Raw genomic sequence first — 26,443 nt, forward strand, 5'->3', positions numbered from 1 at the left:
TAGGAGTGAACCTCATGAAGTATTTGACCCAACAAGTAATCTTTGATCTTGATGATACCCTGGTGCATTGCAATAAGTATTTTGACCTCATTCTTGGACAGTATTTCGAGCTGATGTCAGACTGGTTCAGCGATTATCAGCCTACCATCGGCGAACTGCGCAGCAAGCAGGTGGAGATTGATGTCGAGACCGTTAGCACAAGCGGCCTGGCCAGCGACAATTTCCCGAAATCACTGATTGCCACCTACCGTTATTTCTGCAGCAAATATAGCCGCAAGCCTGATGCCTTCGAGGAGCGGCAGCTGATGAAGCTGGGCCTGAGCGTATACGACCAAGAGGTAGAGGCTTATCCAGGTATGGTGGAGACGCTGGATACCCTCAAGCAGGACGGCCATTCCCTCTATCTCTATACCGGCGGCGACGACACCATCCAGCAGCGCAAAATCGCCCAAATGAAGCTGGACGCCTATTTCGATGACCGCATCTATATCCGCCAGCACAAGAATGTAGAGGCGCTTGAGAATATCCTGACCACCTACCCGTTCGACCGCAAAATCACCTGGATGATCGGCAACTCCCTGCGTACGGATGTACTGCCCGCGCTGACTGCCGGGATCAACAGCATCTATCTGAAGCAGCCGACGGAGTGGCTCTACAATCTGATTGAGCTGGAGCGGGAGATGCAGCAGTCCGTCATGACCATCTCTGCCATTCACGAGGTGCCTCCGGTGATCCGCACCGCTGCGCTGCGGGAGCATCACGGCTGATTGACGGCTTCATCAGGATCAGGCAATTGTTACAAATGGCATAGGCAGCCTGCCACCGGTAAGATTATACTATTTGAGTAGATTTTTACATCGCGCAGGAGGCTGTCCATGAATAACAAAGCTAACCGTTCCAAGAATACCCCGAATCACGGGCGACTGCTCCCTATGCTGCTTGCAGTGATTGCCGTGCTGCTGATCGCCCTTCTTGCCTTCTTCCTTACACAGGGCAAATCGTCCGGCACCGAGGCGCTCGATAATCTCCCTAACTACACTGATGTGAAGGGCAAGATCGTAGTGGACGGGCTGAAATACGAGAAGCAGCCGCATTTGGGCAGCGAAGACGCCAAGGTGAAGGTGATCGAATTCGCCGATTTCAAATGCCCTGCCTGCAAAAATTGGACCGCCTCCTACCTCGATACGTTCATCAAGGACTACGTAGACAGCGGGAAAGTCCAGTTCTACTTCATGAACTTCGCCTTCATTGACCGGGATTCTTACCTGGCCGCCAGTGCCGGGGAAGCTATCTATCAGCAGAATAATGAGAAGTTCTGGGAGTATCTCCACAAGCTCTACGAGAGCCAGGGCGATGAGAGCAAGATCTGGGCAACGCAGAAGTTCATCACTAAGTTCGTGAAGGACAATATTGCAGGGATTGACCAAGAGCAGTTCGAACAGGATCTGAAGAACCATACGTATATGTACGATGTCAAAGAAGACTTCAAAATCGCCGGAGCTTACGGCGTCAACGGCACACCAAAGTTCATGGTGAACGGCGTCCTGCTGCCGGATTCCTCTTATGAAGGCTTAAGTGCCGCCGTTGAAGCAACCTTGAGTGCAGCTAAATAATTTAACCCCACAACGTATAAATTCTCTATTACAAGAGCGCCCCGGCCGGGAAGAGATGGCCGGGGCGCTCTTGTATGAATGAATTATTCCACGGCCAGCTGGCCGGTATCCATATTCTGCAGCACCAGCTTGCCTTCAAGCGGTGCGCCGTCCTCACCGGTCAGCTTCAGCTTCCCGGTCCGGCCCTTCTCAATCAGGGCCTTCACTTGGGTGTCGGTGAGCGTGCGCCCGTGATTCTCCTTCCAGATCACGAAGCCGCAGCCCTCCTTATAATGAGAGCAGCCGTAGCCCTTGCGGCCCATGAAGATCATGCCGCCGCAACCGGGACGCGGGCAGGAGCCGATGACCTTCGGCCCGGTATCCCCGTTCTTCCCGGCAGCGGCAGACGCCGCACTGCGCGGTCTTGCTGCTGCCGGCCGGGCAGTCGCTTGGCCATCACCCGCTTTGCTGCCGGCCGCCTTGCGCGGCGCAGCAGCCGAACCGCGGCCCTTGCCGCCGCTGTTCAGCGAAGGCGTATCCCCTTCGAAGGAGGTCTTAGCAGCGCGCGACTGTACACGGACCTTGTCCACAATCATGGAAGCGAACCTCTTCACATTCTCCATGAATTGTCCGTCCGCTGCGGTGCCGCGGGCAATTTCATTGAGCCGGCGCTCCCACTGCCCGGTCATTTCCGGGGAGGTCAGCAGTTCCACACCTGCCCCGCGGATCAGCTCAACCGCCGTCCGCCCCTTTTGGGTGATGGCGATCTTTTTCCCCTGCATCTCCACATAGCCGACATTCTTCAGCCGTTCAATTGTAGCGGCCCGGGTCGCCGGAGTGCCCAGCCCCGAATCCTTCATGGCATCGCGCAGCTCTTCGTCCTCAATCTGCTTGCCTGCGCTCTCCATTGCCTTCAGCAAGGTTCCTTCGGTGTAATGCTTCGGAGGCTGGGTATCCTTCTCCTTCACAATCGCATCGCTGCAGATCACTTCACCCTCCGCTTGAACCGAGAACGGCTCGTTCACCTCAAGCTCTTCTTCCTCCTCGTCCTCCTTGCCTTTGCCCTTGGCCGGTCTAGACTTGTCCTTCTTCTGGTCAGCGTAGATTACCTTCCAGCCGAGGCTGAGCAGCTCCTTGACCGTAGTCTTGAACTTCTCAGCTTCCACTTCGGTCATCACCGTATGCACCTTATATTCCGCAGCCGGATAGAACTGGGAGAGGAAGCGGCGGACAATCAGATCGTACAGCTTGGCCTCGTCCGCACTCAGCCCGTTCGCCTTACGGTTCGTAGGCAGAATCGCATGGTGATCCTCGACCTTGGACGGATTACAAATAAACTTGTTGCCTTTATGAACCAGGTTACGGTTTGCACCCTTCACCCAATCGTCGTACTGCGTGCCCTGAAGGGCCGACAGCGTCTTGTGCATTTCAGGAATATTCTGCTCCGTAACATAGTTGGAGTTGGTACGCGGGTAAGAGATTACCTTGTGCTTCTCATACAGCGCCTGGGCGATATCCAGTGTTTTTTTGGCGGAGAAGGCATATTTCCCGTTCGCCTCACGCTGCAGCAGCGTCAGATCGTACAGCTTGTTCGGATATTCCTTGGTCTCTTTAACCTCATAGAGAACAATCCGGGCGGGCTTGCCTTTGACCTTGGCTGCAAGCGCCTCTGCCTTCGCACCATCCGTTAACCGGTCGCCCTGCCACATTCCTTTATACGTCAGCTCATTCTGGGTGAAATGTCCTTCCACCTCAAAGAACTTCAGCGAGGAAAACGCTTCAATGGTCTTCTGACGGTCATAGATCAGCGCCAGCACGGGCGTCTGCACTCGTCCTACGGAGAGCAGCACATTATGCTTGGTGGTAAACGCGCGCGAGCCGTTCATCCCAATCAGCCAGTCCGCCTCGCTGCGTGCCCGGGCCGCTTTGGTCAGATTCTCGTATTCCGACCCGTCCTTCAGCTCCTGGAAGCCCTTGCGGATCGTCTCCGGTGTCAGATCGGAGATCCACAGCCGCTTCACCGGCTGGTTCAGCTCCAGGTAACGCTGGATCAGCGAGAAAATATGCTGGCCCTCACGCCCGGCATCGCAGGAGTTCACCAGCAGATCACTGCGCTTCGCCAGCTCCCCGATCACCTTCAGCTGATCCATGGTGCGTGCGTTAGGCAGCAGCTTGAACTCCTCAGGGATGATCGGCAGATCATTAATGTTCCATTTTTTATATTTATTGTCGTAGGCTTCGGGCTCTGCCAGGCCAATCAGATGCCCAATCGCCCAGGTGATGATGTACTGCTCCCCTTCCAGATAGGAACGGTAGTTTTTGGCCTTCGGTTCTATTGCGGCGGCGATATTCCGCCCCATGTCCGGTTTCTCCGCAATAATGAGTGTCTTCAACAATAATCGCTCCTTACCCTCGGTTCATTACAAAAGTTGTCCAGTAGTCTATTATACCATTCCCGGACCCCAAAATCCGCTTCACATTATTAAAGCCTGTAACCTAAGGGCGGAAGATAGCCATCATAATGAGCAGTGCCCCGATAATCAGGCTGAACAGTTCGAGCACATCTCCCCTGGGCCAGTGCTTGCGGAAAAATACGACTGCAGGCTGGGCAAGCCCCGCTATCAGATACAGAACAGCCAGCAGCAGACCAAAGGAAAGTATGGTGAAAATAGGGGCATTCCTCTGAGGGCCTCCGATGAAGGTAATCAGCACAACCAGCACCGTCAGAATATACAGAATACACCGGAAGAAGATAATCCACGGCCCGGACTTTGCGGGTGCAGGTTTTACCGGGACTTGCTGTTCCCTGGCCCGCTCTTCCAGTAAGCGGCGGATCTCCTCAGGATGCTCCTTACGCATTTTCTGCATCTGTCTGGCATTGTCAAGACGGCGTCTCAAGCGTCCAAACATGCATCTCCCTCCTCTCCAGGGCGGCAATTTATGCGGTATTGCCCTATTTTACCAAATCCTCAATTCAAGCAAAAGTAGAATCCGGTGCGGACTTCAGACTGCTTACGCGCAGCACGGCCTCGCTCATATCGATTACTTCCTTGTTACCCGTTCTGCGGTCCATGTATTCAACCCTTTGCTCTGCGGCCAGCTTACCGACAACCAACGCCACCGGTATACCCATCAATCCGGCATCCTTGAATTTGACCCCAGCCCGCTCATCGCGGTCGTCCAGCAGGGTATCAATGCCCAAGGCGGTCAGCCGTACATACAGAGCTTCGGCAAGCTCACGCTGCGCTGTATCTTGGACAGACATCAGCAGAATATGAACCGTATATGGAGCCAGGCTCTGCGGCCAGATCAGCCCCTGGTCATCGTTGCTCTGCTCTGCCACTGCGGCCAGCAAGCGGGAGATTCCAATACCGTAGCAGCCCATTACCATAGGCCGGGTGCGGCCGTCCGCATCCAGATAATCTGCCCCCAGCTTCTCACTGTAGACCGTACCCAGCTTGAAGACATGCCCTACCTCGATGCCCTGATGGAAATCCAGCTCCCCTTCGCTGCACTGCGGACAGCAGTCGCCGGCAACAGCATTGCGGAAATCCCCCACCTGCATCAGCGGGAAGTCCCGGCCGGGCACCACTCCGCGCAGATGGTAATCCTCTTCCCCCGCGCCTGTGACTGCTTCTGTCATGGCTGCAACAGCAGCATCTACCAGGAGAGGCATGGACAATCCGGCAGGACCGACATAACCGCTTACGGTTCCGGCGGTCTCCTGTACATGCATGGCATCAGCCAGTGTAATGTCACCGCAGCCGAGGTACTTTTGCACCTTCAGCTCATTCACCTCATGATCTCCACGGACCAGCACAGCAAATATCTTGCCGCCGCCTGTGTATATTAATGTCTTGATGATATCCTGCGGTCTGAGCTGACTCTCCTGCTCCAGCTGCTGAATGGTCTTCTGGGCAGGGGTGTGGAATCGCTCTGGAGCAGGCCGTGCGGCATAATCTTGTCTATGCGGCGCAGCCCCGCTCTGCACTTCTGCCTGCTCCAGATTCGCAGCATATCCGCACAGGGAGCACACAGCTATCGTATCCTCGCCTATCTCTGACAGAGCCATGAATTCATGGTTCTGGCCTTTGCCGCCAATCGCTCCGGCATTCGCCTGCACCGCCTGGTACTTCAGGCCGCAGCGGTCAAATATCCGCTCATAAGCGCTGTACATCACCTGATAGGCCAGATCCAGGCCATTCCAGTCCGTATCAAACGTATAAGCATCCTTCATCAGGAATTCTCTTCCACGCAGAAGTCCTGAGCGCGGACGGCGTTCATCCCGGAACTTCGTCTGGATCTGATAGACGGTCACCTGCAGCCGACGGTAGGAGCTGATCTCTCCGCGCATTAGCGCCGTAACCACTTCCTCATGGGTCGGACCCAGCACGAACTCACGGTCGTGACGGTCGCGGAGCTTCATCAGCTCTTTGCCGTACACCTCATAACGTTCCGATTCTCTCCAGAGCTCTGCTGGCTGCATGGAAGGCATAAGAACCTCCTGCGCACCGGCGGACTCCATTTCCTGGCGCACGATCTGCTCTATCCTGCGCAGCACCCGCCGTCCGAGCGGCAAATAGGTGTATACCCCGGCGGCCACCTGCCGGATATATCCCGCACGCAGCAGCAGCTGGTGGCTCCTTGTCTCTGCTTCGGCAGGAGCTTCGCGCAGAGTGGTAACTAATAGATTGGTTTGACGCATACAGATCAGCCTCTTTCGTAGATAAGTGTGTACAGCTCCAAAACATTTCGCTGCCATAATGAGAACGCAAAAAAGACGCATCCGTCAGGGACGAATGCGCCGTGTTACCACCCTGTTTCAACCTCAAGACTATCCAAGCCTGCGGTCCTCTAATCCGGATAACGGCCGGGTCCGGCAGAATTATGCCCATCTTCAGCATAAGCTGCAGCTTCCAAGGCAGGATTGGTGTCTTACGCACTCGGGGGATCTTTCAGCCGGTGAATCCCCTCGCTGTTCCGGCGCTTACAGATACCAGGTCCTTGGTCAACGCTGTTACGTTATAAATGTTGGTACTTAATCTATACGATATTCCAGGCCGCGTCAAGCTGGCGATAAATAGCTTATGAATGCAATTAATTATTTTGGATGAAATACCTTCAGATATGAACAGAATGTGTCGATAAACCGAATATGAGTTGAGATATTCAGAGAGAAACGGCAAGCTATGCTACCGGCCGATTTCTATGTACCAGAGGGGGAACCATTCCAATGTTCAAGTCAGTCAACCGCTTCATCCGCAAGCTCAGATCACGATCGCTGCAAAGACAAATGATGATGCTTTTCACCATTATGCTAGTGATCCCGATCCTCTTGGTCAGTTATTTCTCCTATTCCAGTGCTAAACAGCAATTGGAGATTAAAATGCAGAAAGCCACGCATTCCAGTGTCGAGCTGGTCGCCGGGACCATTCAAGAATATGTATCCGCTGCTATGCGGAATGTAGATTTACTCAGCCGCCAGATTGAGTCTTCCGAGGTCGATGTTACGGCTCCCGCAACACGTACACTGATCGATCAGTTCATGAAGGCACATCCCGAGCTTGAGGTTCTTACGGTGGGCAACGAACAAGGAGCGTGGATGAAGGCCCCGGACCCCGGCAAACAGGATTATGATCCGCGTACGCGGGACTGGTATAAGGCGTCCATGCAAAATGCTGGTACAACTACAATCATTGATCCTTTTGTCTCGTTAACAACCGGCAACTATACGCTGTTCATCTCCCATTCGCTGAAGGATGGTAAAGGAGCAGTCACCACCAGCCTCAATCTCAAGGCAATGAGTGAAAGAATAAATACCACCCATCCAGGTGAGACCGGATACTTCTACATTGTGGACCGTAATCATAAATTCGTTTCTCATCCCAGCAAAGCAGCAGGTGAGGATGTAGCAGACTATGTAGTGAAGCTGCTCGGTAACGACAGCGGGGACCTGCACTATACCAATCCGGATACGGAGATGGACATGCAGGGTTATTATACAACCGATCCGAATACCGGGTTCAAAATTGTCGGCATCCTGCCTACCCAAGAATTCTCGGATGCCTCACAGCCCATTATCTATACAGGACTGATGGTTCTGGCCATTGCCCTGCTAGTCGCCCTGACCCTGATGTACCTGATTGTCCGCTCCATCACGAAGCCGATCCGCAGTCTGAACCGTTCTGCACAGCGGGTAAGCGAAGGCTATCTGAATGAGCAGATTGAGATAAGCCGGGTGGATGAGATCGGGCAGCTGGCACAGAATTACAACCTGATGGTTGGCTCTCTGCGCGGCATCGTCTCGGATATTTCGGATACCTCGGGACAACTGGCAGCCTCCAGCCAGCAATTGAATGCCACAACCGAAGAGAACTCCAGAGCCACCGCTTATGTGGCAGAACTGGTGCAGGACTCCTCTGAGAGTGCGCAGACACAGACCTCGGCCATGGCAGAAACCTCGCGCGCGATGGAGGAAATGTCCTCCGGGATTCAAAAGATTGCCGAAGCTGCCGCCTCCATCGTCGATTCTTCCGCGAACACTGAAGCAGATGTTCGCAGCGGCAGCCGGAAGATGGAACAGGTCAGCCAGCAAATGGATGCCATCCGGACCTCTACTCACCACTCTTCGCAGCTGATCGGGCAATTAAACGGCCTGAACGATGAAGTCTCCGCGATGAGCAGTGCAATTTCGGCCATTGCCGTACAGACAAATCTCCTGTCCCTGAACGCTGGTATTGAAGCGGCCCGGGCCGGAGAGCAGGGCCGGGGCTTCGCCGTCGTGGCGGCAGAGGTTCGGAAGCTGGCCGATCAATCGAAGAATACCGCCGGGGATATTCAAGATACCCTCCAGCAGATGACCTCGTTGATCGACCAGACCTATGAAGCGATCCGCCATACCGTTGCAGCCGATGTAGAGCTGGGTATTCAGGTTACCGCGGAAGCCAAGGAATCCTTCATCAGTATTGAACAGTCTACGGCCAAAATCAACAGCCAGCTGCATGACATCTCGGCTATTACCGAGCAGATGTCAGCGGGAGCGCAGGAGGTCGCCGCTTCCGTACACGAGATCTCCGGCATCTCCCGGTCTACCTCAGACACCTTCCAGAGTGTAACGGCAGCTACAGAAGAACAGCTCGCTTCCATGGAAGAAATCTCCGCCTCTTCTACGGAGTTGTCCAGGATGGCAGGCGATCTGCAGCTTAAGATTGAACGGTTCAAGCTGGAAGACTAGCCCCCGTGATCTTTTGAACATTGAAGGCCATTCATTTCCATTGCCGCATAATCCGATAGCGCACAAGTAGAAACGGCTTTGCCGTCCTTTTAAGGACGGTACCGTTTCAGCGAGAAATAGAAGGATAATGTATAGCGTGAAACATATAAATTCTTATATTTTAATAAAAAGCCGTCTCTCAGCAATGCTGGAGGACGGCTTTTTGGTGCATATAGGATTAAGCAAGTACAGTCGAACCCATCAGGTATTTATCCACTTCACGCGCTGCTTCGCGTCCCTCGTTGATGGCCCAGACGACCAGACTCTGTCCGCGGCGCATATCTCCGGCTGCGAATACTTTATCCACATTCGTATTGAATTTGCCATAACGGGCCTTGACATTGGTACGGCGGTCCGTATCCAGCTTAAGCTGCTCAATGATATCCTGCTCCGGTCCGTCAAAGCCAATGGCAATCAGCGCAAGCTGAGCCGGATAGACAGCCTCGGTTCCCGGAACCGGCTGGTAGATCTTCCGTCCCGTCTCGTCCACTGTCCGGCGGATCTGCACCGTGTGCAGCTCCTTGAGGTTGCCCTCTTCATCGCCGACGAATTTCGTCGTCATGATAGAGAATTCGCGCGGGTCTTCACCGAAGACCGCTTTGGCTTCCTGCTGGGCATAATCCAGGGTGTAGACATTCGGGAACTGCGGCCAAGGGTTAGCAATCGGATCACGCGTAAGCGGCGCTTTGTCATGGGTGCCGAACTGGGTGATGCTATTGCAGCCATGCCGCAGGGAAGTTGCTACACAGTCAGAGCCGGTGTCGCCCCCGCCCAGCACGATTACGTCCTTGCCTGCGGCGGATACATAATTGCCATCCTCCAGATTGGAATTCAGATAGCTCTTGATCGTGCCGTTCAGGTAATCCATGGCATACATAACCCCTTTGAGGTCATTGCCCTCCACGTTGAAGCGTCTTGCCTTGGTCGCACCGCCGCAGAGTACAACGGCATCATATTCATCCACCAGCTGCTGCGCCGGAATGTCTTTGCCAATCTCTGTGTTAACCACGAACTCGATACCTTCTGCAGCCAGCAGATCGACACGGCGCTGTACGACACGTTTGTCCAGCTTCATCGTCGGGATACCGTACATCAGAAGACCGCCGATCCGGTCACTTCGCTCAAAGACCGTTACCGTGTGACCCGCTTTGTTCAGCTGGGCTGCTGCGGCCAGTCCTGCCGGACCGGAGCCGACAATGGCAATCCGTTTGCCTGTACGCTTCTCCGGCGGACTCGGGACTACCCAGCCCTCTTCAAAGCCCTTGTCCACAATGGCCAGCTCGATCGTCTTAATCGTAACAGGCTGTCCAATCAGACCGACGGTACAGGAGCCCTCGCAGGGTGCAGGACAGATGCTGCCGGTGAATTCAGGGAAGTTATTCGTCTTGTGCAGGCGCTCCAGCGCTTCCTTCCACAAGCCGCGGTAGACCAGGTTATTCCACTCCGGGATCAGGTTATGCACGGGACAGCCTGAAGTACCGCCGCTCATATCCATGCCGGTGTGGCAATACGGTGTGCCGCAATCCATACAACGGGCACCCTGGGTCCGAAGCTCGTCCTCGGTCAGATGCTCGTGGAATTCTTCCCAATCCTTCACGCGCTGCTCGGGATCGCGGTCCCCTGGGAGCTGGCGCTTATACTCCATAAATCCAGTAGGTGTAGACATATATACGTTTCCCCCATCCGTTCTCTTCGTGTTGATGTATAGTACACCATTTCTAATTTTAATTATATTAGCATTCAATACTTTCGCACTGTAATGGACTAATCTGCTGATTATTTGTACTATTTCACATCTTGTGTCAGAGAAAACGCTTCATTGTCACTCCTTGCGGTCGTACACCATAAAACGATAATCATAGGGATTCTGCTCATTCTTGAGTCCCGGTGTATTGGAAACTTCCTTCCACTGGCTCCAGTCTACCTCAGGGAATCTCGTATCGCCTTCAATCTCCGCCTCTATCCGTGTAACACGCAGCTTGTCGGCATAAGGTAGCATCAGGCTATAGATCTCGGCTCCGCCGATCACCATCAGCTCATCCTCCTTGCGCCCCTCAGCCAGCGCCTCAGCCAGCGTATGGATGACCTCAGCCCCTTCGGGTGCGAAGCTCTTGTCGCGGGTCAGGATGAGGCTGGTACGGCCCTTCAGCGGCTTGCTGCCCAGCGACTCCCAGGTTTTGCGGCCCATCAGCATCCGCTTGCCGAGTGTCTCTGCTTTGAAATAAGCGAAATCCAGCGGCAAATGCCAGGGCATATCATTATTCTTTCCAACTACGCCATTCGAGGCCATCGCCCATATCATGGTAATGCTCATATAGCAACCGGTGCCTTGATTCCCGGGTGATAGACATAGTCAGTAAATTCAAAATCCTCAAAGGTATAATCAAAAATACTGTCCGGTACTCTACGGATGTTAAGCTTCGGCAGCGCATAAGGCTCCCGCGCAAGCTGTGTAGCCACTTGTTCCATATGATTTGTATATATATGCACATCTCCGCCGGACCAGATGAAATCTCCGACCTCTAGCCCCGTCTGCTGCGCCACCATATGCGTAAGCAGCGCGTAGCTGGCAATGTTAAACGGAAGTCCAAGGAACGTATCCACCGAACGCATCGTAAGCATGCAGGAGAGCTTGCCGCCCGCTACGTAGAACTGAAATACGAAATGGCAGGGCGGAAGCTTCATCTGCTCGATCTCGCCTACATTCCACGCACTAACAATATGACGCCGTGAATCGGGATTATGCTTGATCGACTCAATAACATTCGCAATCTGATCGATATGCTGCCCGTCCTTGCTCTCCCAGGCCCGCCACTGCGAACCGTACACCGGTCCCAGCTCCCCGTTCTCATCGGCCCATTCATCCCAGATCGAGACGCCGTTCTCCTTCAGATAAGTTGTATTGGTATCCCCTTTGAGGAACCATAGAAGCTCATGTACCACCGACTTCAGATGAATGCGCTTGGTGGTCATCAGCGGGAAGCCCTTCGCCAGATCGAAGCGGAGCTGACGCCCGAAGACGGACACAGTACCTGTACCTGTCCGGTCACTCTTAGCTGTACCGGTGTCCAGAATATCCTGTAATAAATCCAAGTAATTACGCAAGCCGTATCGCACCCCACTCTCTTTTCTCTTCTACCAGTTTACCATGAGCTGACGGTCGTTGTAACTTCCCTAATGATAAAAAAAAGCAAAAAAGCATACTTTTCTTTACCTGAATTGGGCTGACTTCCAGCTATTTCCGAACGTTCATGACAGTGACATTATTTAAAAGAGGATGCTCCCTGACCATCTGCATGGCTTCGGGAACATCCTCCTATGTTCTTACCGCATAAGCTTAAGCGGTTATTATTTCATTACGTGGATCGGGTGGCCTTCTACCAGCTCAGCCGCTTCCATGACGATCTCGCCAAGGGTTGGATGCGCATGGATGGTCAGTGCGATATCTTCAAGCGTTGCGCCCATTTCAATCGCCAGACCCAGCTCAGCGATCAGATTGGAAGCTTCGATACCGACGATTTGTGCGCCAAGCACCTGATTGTTGTCGCTCTTCGCTACAATCTTGATGAAGCCTTCAGGAGCATTCAGGGACACGGCACGGCCGTTGCCTGCGAACGGGAACTTGCCGGCTTTGACCGCATAGCCCTTATCCTTCGCTTCCTTCTCGGTCAGGCCTACGCTGGAGCATTCTGGATCTGTGAATACTACAGCCGGCATTACCTTGTAATCCACAACCGATTTGTGTCCGGAAATGGCTTCCGCAGCAATCTTACCTTCGTAAGAAGCTTTGTGCGCCAAGGCAAGACCTGGAACGATATCGCCGATTGCGAAAATGTTAGGAATGTTAGTCCGTCCCTGATGGTCTACCTTCACCAGACCGCGGTCATCCAGCTCAACGCCGATCAGATCCAGGCCCAGCTCGCCGTCAGTATTCGGACGGCGTCCTACGGTTACCAGCAGGTATTCAGCAGTCACTTCTTTGGATTCTCCGCCGACGGAGTACTTCACAGTAACTTCCTTGTCGTTCTGAACCGCAGATTCTGCTTTGGCGTTGGTTACAATTTCAATGCCAGTCTTAGCCATATTCTTGGCAACCAGACGGGTCATGTCTTTGTCGAAGCCAGGCAGAACGGTGTCCAGACCTTCAATGATGGTAACCTTGGTGCCGAATTTGGAGTACATCTGACCCAGCTCCGCACCAATGTAGCCGCCGCCGATAACGATCATGCTCTTAGGGATCTCAGGCAGATCCAGCGCTTCCGTGGAGGACAGGATGCGTCCGCCGAACGGAAATGGCTTCAGTTCAATCGGACGGGAGCCCGTTGCGATAATGCAGTTATTGAACTTGTAACGCGGGGATTCATGATCATTGAACAGACGGGCTTCGTTTGTGCTGATGAACATAGCTTCTCCGCTGAATACTTCGATCTTGTTGCCCTTCATCAGGCTGGTAACGCCGGAAGTCATTTTCTTGACTACGCCATTCTTGAAGGCCTGAGTCTTGGACCAGTCTACCTTCACGTTCTCGGCTGTAACACCGAATACTTCACCGTGCTGGGCAGCCTCGAATTGATGAGCGGCCGAGATCAGGGCCTTGGAAGGAATACAGCCGCGGTTCAAGCACACACCGCCGAGTTCCGATTTATCTACAATGATGACCTTTTGGCCGAGCTGGGCGGCACGAATTGCCGCCACATACCCGCCGGGACCTGCACCAATTACCAATGTGTCGATTTCGATTGAAGCGTCTCCGACTACCATTAATTACACCTCCATAACTAACATATCAGGATTTGCAAGCAGGGTCTTAATGTAATTCATGAAATTCTGTGCTGTTGCGCCGTCAATAATCCGGTGGTCAAAGCTCAGGGACAGAGCCATTACAGGTGCGGCAACGATTTCGCCGTTCTTCACGACAGGCTTCTCAGTGATACGTCCGGTTCCGAGAATAGCTACTTCAGGGAAGTTGATAATCGGAGTGAAGAACATACCGCCGGCAGAGCCGATATTGCTGATCGAGATCGTGCTGCCCTTCATTTCATTAGGAGCCAGCTTGCCGTCGCGTCCGCGTACTGCCAGATCTGTAATCGCGCTTGCGATCATCCAGATGCTCTTACGGTCAGCGTCCTTGATGACAGGAACGATCAGACCGTTGTCTGTATCCGTAGCGATACCGATGTTGTAGTACTTCTTGTAGACAATTTCGTTCGAAGCTTCGTCAATCATCGCGTTAAGCGCAGGGAACTGACGGGAAGCAGCAACGAGTGCCTTTACGATAAACGGAAGATAAGTAACCTTCACGCCCTTCTTCTCGGCTACCGGCTTCATGCGGGCACGGAAGGCAACAAGCTCCGTAACATCCACCTCGTCCATGATGGTAACATGCGGTGCAGTGTAAGCCGATTTAACCATAGCATTGGCAATCGCCTTACGGATACCCTTGAATGGTACGCGTTCTTCTTCCAGGTTTGCATTGCCGGAAGCTGCTGCCGGTGCTGCTTCTTTGGCTTTGGCTTGCGGTGCTGCCGCCGCTGGTGCAGAAGCTGCAGGAGCCGCTGCCGCAGGAGCTGTAGAGCCGCCTTTCAGGAAGGCTTCCACATCTTCAAGTGTGATCTTGCCGTTCTTGCCGGAGCCGTTCACCTTGGAGATATCTACGCTCTTGTCGCGGGCATACTTGCGTACGCTTGGTGTTGCCAGCACTTCACGGTCAGGAGCTGGAGCTGCTGCCGCTGCCGGAGCTGTACCTTGGGAAGGAGCTGCTGCCTGGGCACCGGATGCTTCAGCATGGCCGCCCTCCTCATGAGGAACATCACCTTCTGCAGCAATGATAGCCACAACTTCACCTACGCGGCAGACCTGGCCGTCTTTGGTGAACACTTCGACTACAGTACCGTTGACCGGAGAAGGAACTTCCACCACTGCTTTATCATTCTGAACTTCCATAATGATATCGTCGTCAGTGATTTTGTCTCCAACCTTGATGTGCATCTTGATGATTTCCCCTTCATGCAGGCCTTCGCCCAGTTCAGGGAACTTGTATTCGAAGTTCGTTGCTCCGCCGGTAGCCGGGCTGCTGGTTGCCGGAGAAGAAGTAGTATCCGCTCCGCCTTTGGCTGCATCAGCTTCCTGGGAAGCATGCTCTGCCGGATGGCCGCCCTCTTGCTCAGGGATGTCGCCTTCTGCATCAATAATTGCTACAACTTCGCCTACACGGCATACTTGGCCGTCCTTGGTGAAGACTTCAAGCACTGTGCCGTTGACCGGACAAGGAACCTCTACTACCGCCTTGTCATTCTGAACTTCCATTACGATATCGTCATCGGTTACTTTGTCGCCGGCTTTGATATGCATTTTGATAATTTCGCCTTCATGCAGACCTTCGCCCAGCTCAGGGAACCGGTACTCAAATTTTGCCACCTTGATAACCTCCTATAAATTATGTTGAGATACTCCAACAGCTCCGTCCAATAGATGACAGAAACGGGTGCCGCCCTTTTTACAAGGACGGCAAGGTCGTTACTTCTTAGAATTCCATGACTTTCTTAACTGCCGCAATGACGCGTGCAGGGGTAGGAATCCAGGTATCTTCGATTTGAGCGAACGGGAAAATCGTATCAGGACCTGCTACACGAAGCACAGGGGCTTCCAGGTGCAGCAGAGCTTTTTCGTTAATCTGGGCAATAACCTCAGCGGCTACGCCCGAGCTCTTCTGAGCTTCTTGTACAACAATCGCACGGTTAGTCTTCTTGATGGAAGCCACAATGGTGTCGATATCAATCGGGCTAACGGTACGCAGGTCGATAATTTCGACTTTGATGCCTTCTTTTTCGAGCTGGTCAGCCGCTTTGGTCGCTGTATGTACCATTAGACCGTAGGTAATGATAGATACATCCGTACCTTCGCGAACTACATTCGCTTTGCCAAGTTCAATGGTATATTCACCTTCAGGCACCTCTGCACGGAAAGCGTGGTACAGGTTCAAGTGCTCCATGAAGAATACAGGGTCGTTGTCGCGGATCGAAGCGATCAGCAGTCCCTTCGCATCATATGGGTTAGAAGGAATAACTACCTTGATACCAGGACTCTGGGCAATCAGACCTTCCAGGGAATCGGTATGCAGCTCGGCTGCCTTAACGCCGCCGCCGAATGGAGTGCGGAAGACTACAGGAGCATTGTATTTGCCCCCGGAACGCCAGCGCAGGCGTGCTGCCTGAATAACGATCTGATCAAGAGCTTCAAAGATGAAGCCTACGAACTGGATCTCAGCAATCGGGCGGAAGCCCTGTATGCCGAGACCGAAAGCCAAGCCGCCAATGGCGGACTCAGCCAGCGGTGTATCGAAAATGCGTTCCTCGCCAAATTCCTTCTGCAGCCCTTCCGTTACACGGAATACGCCGCCTACATTACCAACGTCTTCTCCGAAGATAAGAACATTAGGGTCACGAGTCAGTTCAACGCGCATTGCGTCACGAATTGCTTCTTTCATATTCATCTGTGCCATTGCCTGATATCCCCCTTATTCAAAATCGGCTTTTTGTTCTTCAAGATGTTTCGGAGTTACCTCGAACATGCTGTCGATCAAGCCGGGAATGGTCATTTTTTCGGTCTGTTCTGCTTTCTTAATCTGCTCGTTCACAGTTGCTTTCGCTTCTTCTCTTACGCGCAGAGTGTCCTCTTCAGTCCAGAGGCCTTTCTTCTCCAGGTACTTGGCAAGACGGGCAATCGGATCTTTCTCATTCCATTGACCTTCTTCTTCCTTCGTACGGTACTTACTGGCATCATCGGACAGGGAATGCGGACGGAAACGGTAGGTTACCGCTTCGATCAGTGTTGCGCCTTCGCCTTTGCGGGCACGTTCAGCAGCCTGCTGTACAGCAGAGATTACTGCAAATACGTCCATGCCGTCGATCTTGATTCCGGGAATCCCTGCGGCAACCGCCTTGTGGGCGATGGATTTCGCTGCCGTCTGCTTCGAGAACGGAGTGGTGATAGCATAGCCGTTGTTCTGAACGAAGAAGATCACTGGCAGCTTGAATACTCCTGCATAGTTAAGGCCTTCGTAGAAGTCGCCTTCAGACGAACCGCCGTCACCGGTATATGTGATTGCAACGTTCTGCTGTTTCTTCAATTTGAAGCCCATAGCAATACCGGTAGCATGAAGGATTTGTGCTCCGATAATGATCTGCGGCATAAGTACATTCACGCCATCAGGAATCTGTCCGCCATGCTGATGTCCGCGGGAATACAGGAATGCCTGATATAATGGAAGGCCATGCCATACGAGCTGTGGAATATCGCGGTAGCCAGGGCAGACGAAATCTTCCTTCTGCAAAGCGTACTCGCTGCCGATCATTGTAGCTTCCTGTCCGGATACCGGCGCATAGAAGCCGAGACGGCCTTGACGGCCCAGGTTGACAGCACGGTCATCCCAGGTACGGGTAAATACCATACGGTACATAATTTCTTTCAATTGATCATCGGTAAGGTCAGGCATCATTTCCTTATTGATAATTTCTCCATCCGGGGAAAGAACCGTAAGGGCTTCAACGTCCTCTGTATACACTTCATAAGGAACTCTAGTCATTATCTTCACCTCAATAAAAAAATTTGAATATCAGTGGTCTCTGTTATAGAATTATTATACACCTGTTGTATCTGTTTCGTCAAAGAAATACGCATAAAATTTATGTTTCCATAAATTTTGTATGTATAACAGGCGTTTGAATATCCTATAACAGATTAAAGGATATTTATCAAGTAAATGATATATCCCACATTCTCTGCTTGGGTAATTTTAACGTAACACTAAGTCTTAAGCAAAATTCGACATGAAAGGCGACGATTTGACAATGAGCGAACCTGTTTTTCTGAAACGTACAATTGTGAAACAAACACTGTGGAGCGAACACCTGCAGGAAGAGCGCAAGCTGCGTATCTATCTTCCCCCCGGATATAATGAAGTACTCAGCTATCCCGTCATCTACTGCCAGGACGGTGAAGAATTCTTCAACTTCGGCCGGATTGCTACCCTGGCCGGGCAGCTGATTCTGGAGCAGGATGTGGAACCCTTCATTATAGTGGGCGTCGAAGTCAACGTGGCAGTCCGCACCGCTGAATACGCTCCGTTCGGCAGCCGCTTCAAGCAGTACCTTGCATGCTTCGCCGAAGAGATTATTCCCTTCATTGAACATAATTATCCGGTCCGGCGCACACCGGAGGAGCGGATCGTAGCCGGTGATTCCCTGGGCGGCAGTGTCTCCCTCCACCTGGCGTTGGCGTATCCGGGATTATTCAGCCGTGTGCTCAGCCTCTCCGGTGCTTACTATCCAGAGACCCGTGAGCTGTTAGCACAAGAAGAGGATCTCTCCTGGCTTCAGATCAATATGGTTGTCGGGCTTCAAGAGAGAGACTACAAGACAGATACCGGAGTCTATGATTTCGTTGAAATGAACCGGGAGACCAGGGCTATGCTTGAATCCAAAGGAGCCACCGTATCCTACCGCGAGAAGGATGGCCAGCATCTTTGGGGTTTTTGGCAAAAAGAGCTCCCGGAATCATTACTCTATTTCTTCAGCTCCTGAAACAGCAAATAGAACCCCAAAAGTGAACATCTTACGAACTTATGTATGCAGCACGATTGACTACGCTTTCATGTTCAGGAGGATGTACGGTGCCGTTCCTTACATAATAAGGACGGCAACCGGTCCGGCTGTAACACTATGCCTGCTGTAGCTTCTCTTGAATGATCCGTTCCAGCAGCACATCACAACCGGCGTTGATTAAATCATAGACCTGCTCGAAATTACCGGTGAAATACGGGTCAGGCACTTCACGCAGCTCCTCATCCGGCAACAGATCCATGAAGAACAACAGCTTGGACTGCTCACCGCCGGGAATTTTCCGCACATTCTCCCCATTGGACTTGTCCATACAGATGAAATATTCGAATCTCCCGAAATCCTCACTGGCAACCAGTCTTGCTCTCATATTCTCATAGCTGATACCATGCAGATCAAGGATACGCCTTGTTCCTTCATGCGGCGCTTTCCCGATATGCCAGTCTCCCGTTCCTGCAGAATCCACTGTAATCTGATCCGCAAGCTGACGCTGTTCAATCTTGCTGCGCAGTACAGCCTCCGCCATCGGAGAACGGCAAATATTCCCCAGACATACAAACAACACGTTAACGATCCCTCTCACCTCCTGCGCTCAAGCATTCCTCATCATCCTCTATGGATAGGTGCGGCCAGCCGCACTAACCCTATTTTAGCGTCAGCGCGGCAATTGTACAACTTTTGAAACTGCTATATACTGTTCAGGATGATGAACTTAATTCAACTACAAGGAGGGGGAGCTATTGCCATCCGGGCGTATTGTAATTGTTGCAGGCGGTAAACTGACAGCGGAATGCCTGCACTTATTAGATGAAGAGGATTATATTATCGGCGCTGACCGGGGAGCGCTGTTCCTGATTGACCATGGCTTCACCCCCCAGCTTGCCGTCGGTGATTTCGACTCTGTCTCTCCTGAGGCATTGGAGCGGATTCAGGCGGGAAGCAAGGAGACGATCAGCTGCGATCCGGTCAACAAAGACCTTACCGACAGTGAAATGGCCCTGGATCTTGCCCTGAACCTCCAGCCGCAGTCTATTCTGATGATCGGGGTAACGGGAACACGCATGGACCATACGCTGGCCAGTATTCAGATGATGACAAGAGCGCTACAGCGGCAGGTAGCCTGCTCCATTATGGATGCGAACAACTACATTACGCTTACCGGCTCTCAGGCGGTTGTAGAGGAACAGGGATATACCTATGTCTCCTTGCTGCCTCTGACTCCTGAGGTAACAGGCATCACCCTTCAGGGCTTCCAATATCCTCTGGAGAACGCCACCCTCAAATTAGGCCAGTCCCTGGCCGTGAGCAATGTGCTGCAGGAGCACAAGGGAACCGTTCATATCGAGAGCGGACTGCTGCTGATTATTCAGAGCAAGGACTGAATACATAGATTTATTTGGAGACATAGCTGTAACCTTTGTTTCAAAATCATAAAGCCGAAAATCCCTTGACGTTCAAGGGATTTTCGGCTTTTTTCGTCGAGTAAAATATCTAAATATTAATATTTTGTAACTTTTAATGCGATTTTAATATAACGCTTCCATTGTATATCCCGCCTGCTTTTAGCCCATCTATTCCATAATTTAGGTCTGTCATAACCTGCTATACTACGAATCAGAGAACGAAACTACTAGAATAGATTACAAACTTGGAGGTATACAACATGAATAAGCAACAATGGTTTAAGCAAGCAATGACAATCGGTCTGTGCACAACAATCGGGTTCAGCGCCTTACTCGCAACCGGAGCAGGAACAGCCCCTGCCGCCGCTTCAGCTGTATCCGCTGATGCTGTAAGTGCCGATTCCGTATCCGCATCTTCCACCGGCTCCAAAGTGATCAGCTTCGGCAAAAAGTACCTGGGTACCCGTTACCAGTTCGGTGCCTCCACTTCAACTACACGTTATTTTGACTGCTCCTCCTTTACTCAATATATTTTCAAAAAATATGGTGTAGATCTGCCCCGAACGTCCGTAGCCCAATCTAAAGTGGGTAAATCGGTCAGCAAGGCCAATCTGCGCGTCGGCGATCTGGTGTTCTTCTCCAGCGGAAGCCGGGCCAACGGCAAGAACGTCACCCATGTCGCTGTATATGCCGGCAATGGCAAGATTCTTCACACTTACGGTTCACCCGGCGTAACCATATCAGATCTGAATTCAGGGAACTGGAAAAAAACCTACCTGAAGTCGCGCCGCGTACTGTAACAGCCAAAAGATCTATTATAGCTTGTACCAAGAGAGTACATGCCTATTAGCCGGAGAGCTGCTTGCATCGGCCGTCAGCTTGTGGCCCCGCTCTCCGGTGTCCGCAGTACATATCCGGTTCCACGCACCGTATGAATCAGTTTATTCCGGCGGCCTTTATCCACCTTCAGTCGCAGATGCCGGATGTACACATCCACCACATTGGTGTCCGCATGAAAATGATACCCCCACACCTGCTGCAATATCTCAGCCCGGGGACAGACTTCATTCAGATTCTCTGCCAGATAATATAGCAGGTCGAATTCCTTGGGGGTCATCTTCAGCTCGGCTCCATCCCGGCTGACCTGCCGGCGTCCGCGATCGAGAATCAATCCGTCCACCTTAAGCAGCGAGGCCGTATCTCTACGGCGGCCTGTCAGCTTAAGTATATTCAATATTCTGCGTTTGAACTCACCGGTATGTACAGGCTTCTCCATATATTCGTTGCCTCCGGCATCGAATACGGAGACAGCCGCTTTCCCTCTCTCTTCAGGTGTCCCCCCGGATAGGACCATTACCGGCAGAATCATCCCCTCCTTCCGCATCTCCGAGACGGCTTCCCAGCCCGCCCAGGCTCCGGGTTCATCCAGCTCTGCGAGCAGAAGCACAGGCTCACCGCCTGAGAGCAATAAGCGAAGACTATCCAGGTCTTCGCTTATTGCTGTTGTCATCCCAAGGCTATGGATGGCTTCCTCCAGCCTGGCATGACCGGCTGCCCTCTGCTCTCTGTCTGCATCAGATTCAAGGCTATCCGGGTGCGGCCCGGGTATGTACCATGCGATCTTTTCATTCACCGGGATCGTCCCCCTCCACCAGTCTTGCACCGGCTGTGCCGCCGCAGATGATGCTTAGAATTCCCGCAAAACAAAGAGACCATTCAGGGGAATGGTCTCTTTGCAGTACTAATTATAGCCTATAATTTCTTATATTTGAACGAAATCGATCTCCTGGAATGCAGCCACCTGGGTGTCCCAGCGCTCTGCGACAAAAGCCTGATGCGCCGGATGATTGTTGTAGGCATCATAAGCCGCCTGATCGGCGAACTCCATCGAGAAGCCGTACTGGTGCTCACATTTGACACTGACCTGTCGCAGCACCTCGAAATTCCCGACCATAGGAATAGCGCTAAGAATCTCAGCTCCATCCCGCAAGAAGGCTCTGGTCTCCTCCGAATCCGGGGCGGATTTCAGTGTAAATACAGCCATATGACGGATGGTTCCCTCGTTCATTGTGATCTCCTCCATTATCCGAAATAGCGGTGATAATAGCTGCGGGCGGCAGCGATATCACTGGTTCCATGTATTAAGGCTCTTCCGTCTGCGAACACAACCATCCGGTACGGCTCCTCTGTAAAAGAAACCAGATACGGATTGCTCTCCACCTTGCCGCTGTTCAGCCTGGACAAGCGGGCAGCCGTCTCCTCCAAATTAAGACTTCTGCGTTGTGCCGGACGGATCTGCACCGTATCCCTGCCGCACAGCACATCGCTGCGCTCTGTGTTAGAGGCCGACAGATACGGAAAGCTCCGTGATTCACCGCATGAGGGACAACCCTGCTTCTTCGCCGCCCTCACGCCAATCTCCTGCTGCTCATTACGCCAGATGTCGAAGGTCAGCAGCTTGCTGCGCAGCTTGTCCTTGAATCCGCCGAGCAGCTTCAGCGCCTCAGCAGTTCCATTCGCTGTAACCAGCTGTACCGCTTGCGGAAGAATCCCCGCCGTATCGCAGGTATCCCCACCCAGCGGAATCGTGCCCAACAGACAATTCAGACAAGGGGTTTCACCCGGCAGAATCGTATACGTAATGCCGTAACTTCCGACACAGGCTCCGTAGATCCAGGGGATGCCGTGCTTTTGCGCCAGGTCATTGATGATTAGCCGGGTGTCGAAGTTATCCGTTCCGTCCATAATCAGATCCACGCCGGGGAGCAAGCTCTCCAGCTCCTCTGCACGCACATCAAGCACATGGGCCTCGATCACAATCTCCGAATTGACCGCCATCAGCCGGGTACGGGCTGCAGCCGCCTTGGGCGTGCGCACACGGGCGTCTTCTTCCGTGTACAACTGCTGGCGCTGCAAATTGCTCCACTCCACATAGTCACGGTCCACCAGTATAAGCCGTCCTACCCCGCAGCGGGCTAAGGTCTCGGCAATGCCAGTCCCCAGCGCCCCCATGCCAACGACCAGCACACAGGAGCGTGCCAGCCCCTGCTGTCCAGCTGCGCCGAATGGTGTAAAGCGCACCTGTCTTGAATATCTGCCGTCCCTGCCGGCTGATGAAGCAGGAACCGGCGTTTTTTGATCAGGACCCATCTCTGAACAGCCCCCTATGTACGTAGGTTATTGGTAAAAAACCGGGAAAAGCGCGCAAGCCTCCACTTTTCCCGGAATCCATTGTTATACGGTCTGCGCAGACCACTGCTCTACATTCCAGACCTTCGTTACCCAATCCTCGTAAAATTCCGGTTCATGGGATACCAGCAGAATTGTGCCTTTGTATTCCTGCAGCGCCCGCTTAAGCTCAGCCTTGGCCACAATATCAAGGTGATTCGTAGGCTCATCGAAAAGAATCCAGTTGCTCTCACGCATCAGCAGCTTGCATAGACGTACCTTAGCCTGCTCGCCGCCGCTCAGCATGCTGAGCGGACGGGTAATATGTTCGTTTTTCAGTCCGCAGCGCGCCAGATGCCCACGCACTTCATTCTGGGTCAGACTCGAGAATTCATTCCACACATCTTCAATCGGCGTGATATTCTCCGCCTTCATTTCCTGCTGGAAATACGCTGAACTCAGGTAATCTCCCAGGTAGGTTTTTCCGCTATACGTAGGGATAACACCCAGGATGGTTTTGAGCAGCGTAGATTTACCGACCCCATTGTAGCCGACAATCGCAATCTTCTCTCCGCGTTCAATCATCATATTCAGCTTGCTTGGCAGCAGCGGGCGGTCATACCCGATCTCGAAATCAACGCCCTCGAACACGGTCTTTCCGCTGGCCCGGCTCTCCTTGAACTGGAACGTAGGCTTCATCGCCTCTTCCGGCTTGTCGATCCGCTCCATCTTGCCAAGCTGCTTCTCACGGCTCTTCGCCCGGCCAGAAGTGGAGGCACGCGCTTTGTTGCGCTGGATGAAATCCTCCTGCTTTTTGATGAAATCCTGCTGCTTCTCGTACGCATCAATATGCTGGGCCTTGTTCATCCCCGCCATCTCCAGGAATTTCTCGTAATTGGCCGTATAGCGGGTCAGCTTGGAGAACTCCAGATGATAAATCACATCAACCACTTTATTCATGAATTCCGTATCATGGGAGATCAGCATGAAGGCATACGGATATTGCTTAAGATAATTCGACAGCCAGTCAATATGCTCCACATCGAGATAGTTGGTAGGCTCATCGAGCAGCAGTACATTCGGTTTCTCCAGCAGCAGCTTCGCCAGCAGTACCTTGGTCCGCTGTCCCCCGCTGAGGGAAGTGACATCCCGGTCCAGACCGATCGCTGTCAACCCCAGCCCATTGGCCATTTCTTCAACCTTCACATCTATGAGGTAAAAGTCACCAATATCAAGCTGCTCTTGAATGTCGCCCATCTGCATAAGCAGCAGGTCCAGCTCCTCGGGAGTCGCCTCCCCCATTTTATCGGTAATCGCCAGCATCTCATGCTCCAGCTCCAGCAGCGGCAGGAAAGCATCTTTAAGCACATCGCGCACGGTTTTGCCTGCTGTAAGCAGGGTATGCTGATCCAGATATCCGTAACGGACCCGCGGCGTCCATTCCACCTTGCCGTTGTCCTTCAATAATTTGCCGGTCAAAATATTCATCAGCGTCGATTTGCCTACGCCGTTCGCGCCTACAATACCTACATGCTCTCCATCCAGCAGACGGAAAGACACATCCTTGAACAACACCCGGTCCCCAAAATTATGGGAAACGTCTTCTACACTAAGTAAACTCATAATTTCTCCGCAAGCTCCTGTCTATATTGTAAATACTAATAGGTCCATAACTTATAGATATCACTACATTTTAGCACACCTGCACCCTGCTTCGAAATAGAAATTAAGCCTAATTTCTGAAAAACAGCCAAAAGAACCTGAGAGTTTAACCTTTTTTCTGAAATATTCCAATATATTTTGCAGGAAAACGACCACCTTTCATCGGTCCAAGCATTGCCCTGATGGCCTGAACCAGCTTGCCTTTGCTCTGAAAAGGGTCCTGCTGAAGCGGCAGGCTGCATACGCTGGCAGGTTCAAGCAGAGAAGCCAGCAGCGCCACAGTATGCTCCCCGGCCAGCGGCAGGCCGATCCGCCATTCGGGCCGGGGAGTCAGACCTCTGCGGCGCAGCCAGTACAGGGTATCCTCCAGCCGCCAGTCTGCACCGGAGGCAATCAATAATGGAAACCCGCTGCCGGTGAACGCTTCCAGCGCCCCCTCACTGCCGCCGGTTCCAAGATCCAGGACGATGTAAGCATAGGCCTGATCCGGCACCTGCGGGAGTCCCTCCGATGGGAGCAACCTCCAGTAGTCTACACCCATCCAGGTGAACGGTTGCTCCTGTGTCCCCTGAACACCGCTTATTTCAGGCCTCCCCGCCATTTCCTTCATGCGATTAAATACCTGCGAACCGGGATTACAATCTACCCATGCCGTCCGTCCTGCAGGCGACAGGCAGCGGCTGACAGCAAGCGAGGTATGCGTGGTCCCAATCCCTGGTGACACCCCTAATACTGCCACCACCACAACAGAGGACTGCCACTCCTTGTCATCCGCAACCTTGCGCATGTTCGTCCGCCCATGTCCAGCTTCCCCCGCTCCGCCAACCTCCAGCTGCAAGAGGGCTGCTCTTACCTCTTCAGCACTTCCATACCGTTCCTCAGGGTGATGCCGCAGCAGCCGTCTGATGACCGGAATCATCCGGCCCGGGAGACGCCCCTGCAGCTTCCGCTCCATCCCTGGCTGCCAGGCGCTGAACTCACCGCCAGAGGCCATATACAGCAGCAGCGCGCCAAGCCCGTACAGGTCCGACACCTGGCTGCTGCGCCCGTCGCCGTACTGCTCCGGGGCTGCGAATCCGGCTGTTCCTAGCTTCTCTGTGTCCTCACCGGAGCCGCTCCTCAGCCTGCGCGCAATCCCGAAGTCAATGACCTTCAGCTCATGCTCTCCAGTCAGCATGATATTCGATGGCTTGAGATCCCGGTATATGATTGGCGGCTGATGGCTGTGCAAATAATGCAGCACCTCCAGCAGCTGACGCGCATAGCTTAGAATTCGCTCCCCCGTCATTGCAGCAGGCTGCTCTGCCATATACTGATGCAGGGTGATGCCCTCAATATAATCCATCACCAGGTAGGTGTAGCCATCAGAATCCGGCGGGAAGAAATCCGCAATCTGCGGCAGCAGAGGATGACGGAGCGAGATTAATAGCTCCGCTTCCGCCTGAATGGCGCCTGCACCATAATTCCCCTCCCGGATTACGCTCTCTTTAATGGCCCGCAGCATGCCCGGCAGCCGTTCATCCTCCGCCAGATATACCCGGCTCATTCCGCCTGTTCCTATCAGACCGGTCACATAATATCGCCCTCCCAGGATCTGTCCGGGATGTAGCTTTCCATTGAATTCCATCTCTTCCCCGCCTGTTCTTATAGAATAATGAATCACGCAAAAAAAGCCCCCACTGCCCGCACCGGAACCGGCACGAAGCCGGAGGTGCAGACTGCGGGATG

At 52.8% G+C, this 26,443-nt stretch carries 22 protein-coding genes; 6 read left to right on the forward strand and 16 right to left on the reverse strand.

The features are described 5' to 3' along the window. Positions 1–14: 14 nt before the first annotated feature. On the forward strand, positions 15–767 hold the full coding sequence (locus NYE24_RS05370) for an HAD family hydrolase (RefSeq protein WP_036695436.1): 753 nt from the start codon (positions 15–17) through the stop codon (positions 765–767). A gap of 108 nt (positions 768–875) precedes the next feature. After that, the gene (locus NYE24_RS05375) at positions 876–1,613 is read left to right on the forward strand and encodes a DsbA family protein (RefSeq protein ID WP_342478249.1); all 738 of its coding nucleotides are present in this window, start codon (positions 876–878) and stop codon (positions 1,611–1,613) included. Between the two features lie 83 nt (positions 1,614–1,696). Here NYE24_RS05375 and NYE24_RS05380 read toward each other — a convergent pair whose 3' ends face one another. From NYE24_RS05380 to NYE24_RS05390, 3 genes are all read right to left on the reverse strand, one after another. Further along, positions 1,697–3,985, reverse strand: coding sequence for a DNA topoisomerase 3 (locus NYE24_RS05380; RefSeq protein ID WP_342478250.1), 2,289 nt, complete (start codon positions 3,983–3,985; stop codon positions 1,697–1,699). Between the two features lie 103 nt (positions 3,986–4,088). Then, positions 4,089–4,502, reverse strand: a complete 414-nt coding sequence (locus tag NYE24_RS05385; protein WP_076158169.1) for a hypothetical protein — start codon at positions 4,500–4,502, stop codon at positions 4,089–4,091. A gap of 64 nt (positions 4,503–4,566) precedes the next feature. Further along, positions 4,567–6,297: a proline--tRNA ligase gene (locus NYE24_RS05390; protein ID WP_342478251.1), complete on the reverse strand. Its 1,731-nt coding sequence runs from the start codon at positions 6,295–6,297 to the stop codon at positions 4,567–4,569. A 528-nt stretch (positions 6,298–6,825) separates the two neighbouring features. Here NYE24_RS05390 and NYE24_RS05395 point away from each other — a divergent pair. After that, positions 6,826–8,826 carry a methyl-accepting chemotaxis protein gene (locus NYE24_RS05395; RefSeq protein WP_342478252.1) on the forward strand — a complete coding sequence of 667 codons (2,001 nt, stop codon included), beginning with the start codon at positions 6,826–6,828 and terminating at the stop codon, positions 8,824–8,826. Between the two features lie 217 nt (positions 8,827–9,043). Here the strand turns inward: NYE24_RS05395 and NYE24_RS05400 are convergent, their stop codons facing one another. The 7 genes from NYE24_RS05400 to pdhA form a co-directional block, all read right to left on the reverse strand. After that, positions 9,044–10,531, reverse strand: coding sequence for a glutamate synthase subunit beta (locus tag NYE24_RS05400; RefSeq protein WP_342478253.1), 1,488 nt, complete (start codon positions 10,529–10,531; stop codon positions 9,044–9,046). Positions 10,532–10,687: 156 nt separating this feature from the next. After that, positions 10,688–11,179, reverse strand: coding sequence for a dihydrofolate reductase (locus NYE24_RS05405; protein ID WP_036695443.1), 492 nt, complete (start codon positions 11,177–11,179; stop codon positions 10,688–10,690). Beyond that, the gene (gene thyA, locus NYE24_RS05410) at positions 11,176–11,970 is read right to left on the reverse strand and encodes a thymidylate synthase (RefSeq protein ID WP_036695444.1); all 795 of its coding nucleotides are present in this window, start codon (positions 11,968–11,970) and stop codon (positions 11,176–11,178) included. The genes NYE24_RS05405 and thyA overlap by 4 nt, the downstream gene beginning before the upstream one ends. 243 nt (positions 11,971–12,213) lie before the next feature. Continuing rightward, positions 12,214–13,626 (reverse strand): dihydrolipoyl dehydrogenase, encoded by a 1,413-nt coding sequence (lpdA, locus tag NYE24_RS05415; protein ID WP_036695445.1) that lies wholly within the window; start codon positions 13,624–13,626, stop codon positions 12,214–12,216. Between the two features lie 3 nt (positions 13,627–13,629). Further along, positions 13,630–15,282, reverse strand: a complete 1,653-nt coding sequence (locus tag NYE24_RS05420) for a 2-oxo acid dehydrogenase subunit E2 (RefSeq protein ID WP_076158180.1) — start codon at positions 15,280–15,282, stop codon at positions 13,630–13,632. Positions 15,283–15,388: 106 nt separating this feature from the next. Next, positions 15,389–16,366: an alpha-ketoacid dehydrogenase subunit beta gene (locus NYE24_RS05425; RefSeq protein WP_036695447.1), complete on the reverse strand. Its 978-nt coding sequence runs from the start codon at positions 16,364–16,366 to the stop codon at positions 15,389–15,391. A gap of 15 nt (positions 16,367–16,381) precedes the next feature. Continuing rightward, positions 16,382–17,449, reverse strand: a complete 1,068-nt coding sequence (gene pdhA, locus NYE24_RS05430) for a pyruvate dehydrogenase (acetyl-transferring) E1 component subunit alpha (protein ID WP_036695448.1) — start codon at positions 17,447–17,449, stop codon at positions 16,382–16,384. 265 nt (positions 17,450–17,714) lie between these two features. On the opposite strand from pdhA, the gene NYE24_RS05435 reads away from it, so the two are divergent. Further along, on the forward strand, positions 17,715–18,446 hold the full coding sequence (locus NYE24_RS05435) for an alpha/beta hydrolase-fold protein (RefSeq protein WP_342478254.1): 732 nt from the start codon (positions 17,715–17,717) through the stop codon (positions 18,444–18,446). A 136-nt stretch (positions 18,447–18,582) separates the two neighbouring features. Here the strand turns inward: NYE24_RS05435 and NYE24_RS05440 are convergent, their stop codons facing one another. Further along, positions 18,583–19,056, reverse strand: coding sequence for a low molecular weight protein-tyrosine-phosphatase (locus tag NYE24_RS05440; RefSeq protein ID WP_342479203.1), 474 nt, complete (start codon positions 19,054–19,056; stop codon positions 18,583–18,585). A gap of 166 nt (positions 19,057–19,222) precedes the next feature. On the opposite strand from NYE24_RS05440, the gene NYE24_RS05445 reads away from it, so the two are divergent. Further along, complete coding sequence (locus tag NYE24_RS05445) at positions 19,223–19,864, forward strand: thiamine diphosphokinase (RefSeq protein ID WP_036695450.1); 642 nt, start codon at positions 19,223–19,225, stop codon at positions 19,862–19,864. A 281-nt stretch (positions 19,865–20,145) separates the two neighbouring features. Continuing rightward, positions 20,146–20,685 carry a C40 family peptidase gene (locus NYE24_RS05450; RefSeq protein WP_036695451.1) on the forward strand — a complete coding sequence of 180 codons (540 nt, stop codon included), beginning with the start codon at positions 20,146–20,148 and terminating at the stop codon, positions 20,683–20,685. A 74-nt stretch (positions 20,686–20,759) separates the two neighbouring features. On the opposite strand, the gene NYE24_RS05455 is transcribed toward NYE24_RS05450, so the two are convergent. From NYE24_RS05455 to NYE24_RS05475, 5 genes are all read right to left on the reverse strand, one after another. After that, positions 20,760–21,518 (reverse strand): winged helix-turn-helix domain-containing protein, encoded by a 759-nt coding sequence (locus NYE24_RS05455; RefSeq protein WP_342478255.1) that lies wholly within the window; start codon positions 21,516–21,518, stop codon positions 20,760–20,762. Positions 21,519–21,647: 129 nt separating this feature from the next. After that, entirely contained in the window at positions 21,648–21,953 is a 306-nt protein-coding gene (locus NYE24_RS05460) for a Dabb family protein (RefSeq protein WP_036695452.1), read from the reverse strand. 14 nt (positions 21,954–21,967) lie between these two features. Beyond that, positions 21,968–23,035 (reverse strand): ThiF family adenylyltransferase, encoded by a 1,068-nt coding sequence (locus NYE24_RS05465; protein ID WP_342478256.1) that lies wholly within the window; start codon positions 23,033–23,035, stop codon positions 21,968–21,970. A gap of 84 nt (positions 23,036–23,119) precedes the next feature. Beyond that, entirely contained in the window at positions 23,120–24,676 is a 1,557-nt protein-coding gene (locus NYE24_RS05470) for an ABC-F family ATP-binding cassette domain-containing protein (protein WP_036695454.1), read from the reverse strand. 145 nt (positions 24,677–24,821) lie between these two features. Then, a complete protein-coding gene (locus NYE24_RS05475; RefSeq protein WP_342478257.1) occupies positions 24,822–26,342 on the reverse strand; it encodes a serine/threonine-protein kinase in 1,521 nt (506 codons plus the stop codon). Between the last annotated feature and the right edge of the window lie 101 nt (positions 26,343–26,443).

The sequence above is a fragment of the Paenibacillus sp. FSL H7-0350 genome, assembly GCF_038593195.1.
Taxonomy (GTDB): domain Bacteria; phylum Bacillota; class Bacilli; order Paenibacillales; family Paenibacillaceae; genus Paenibacillus_AQ.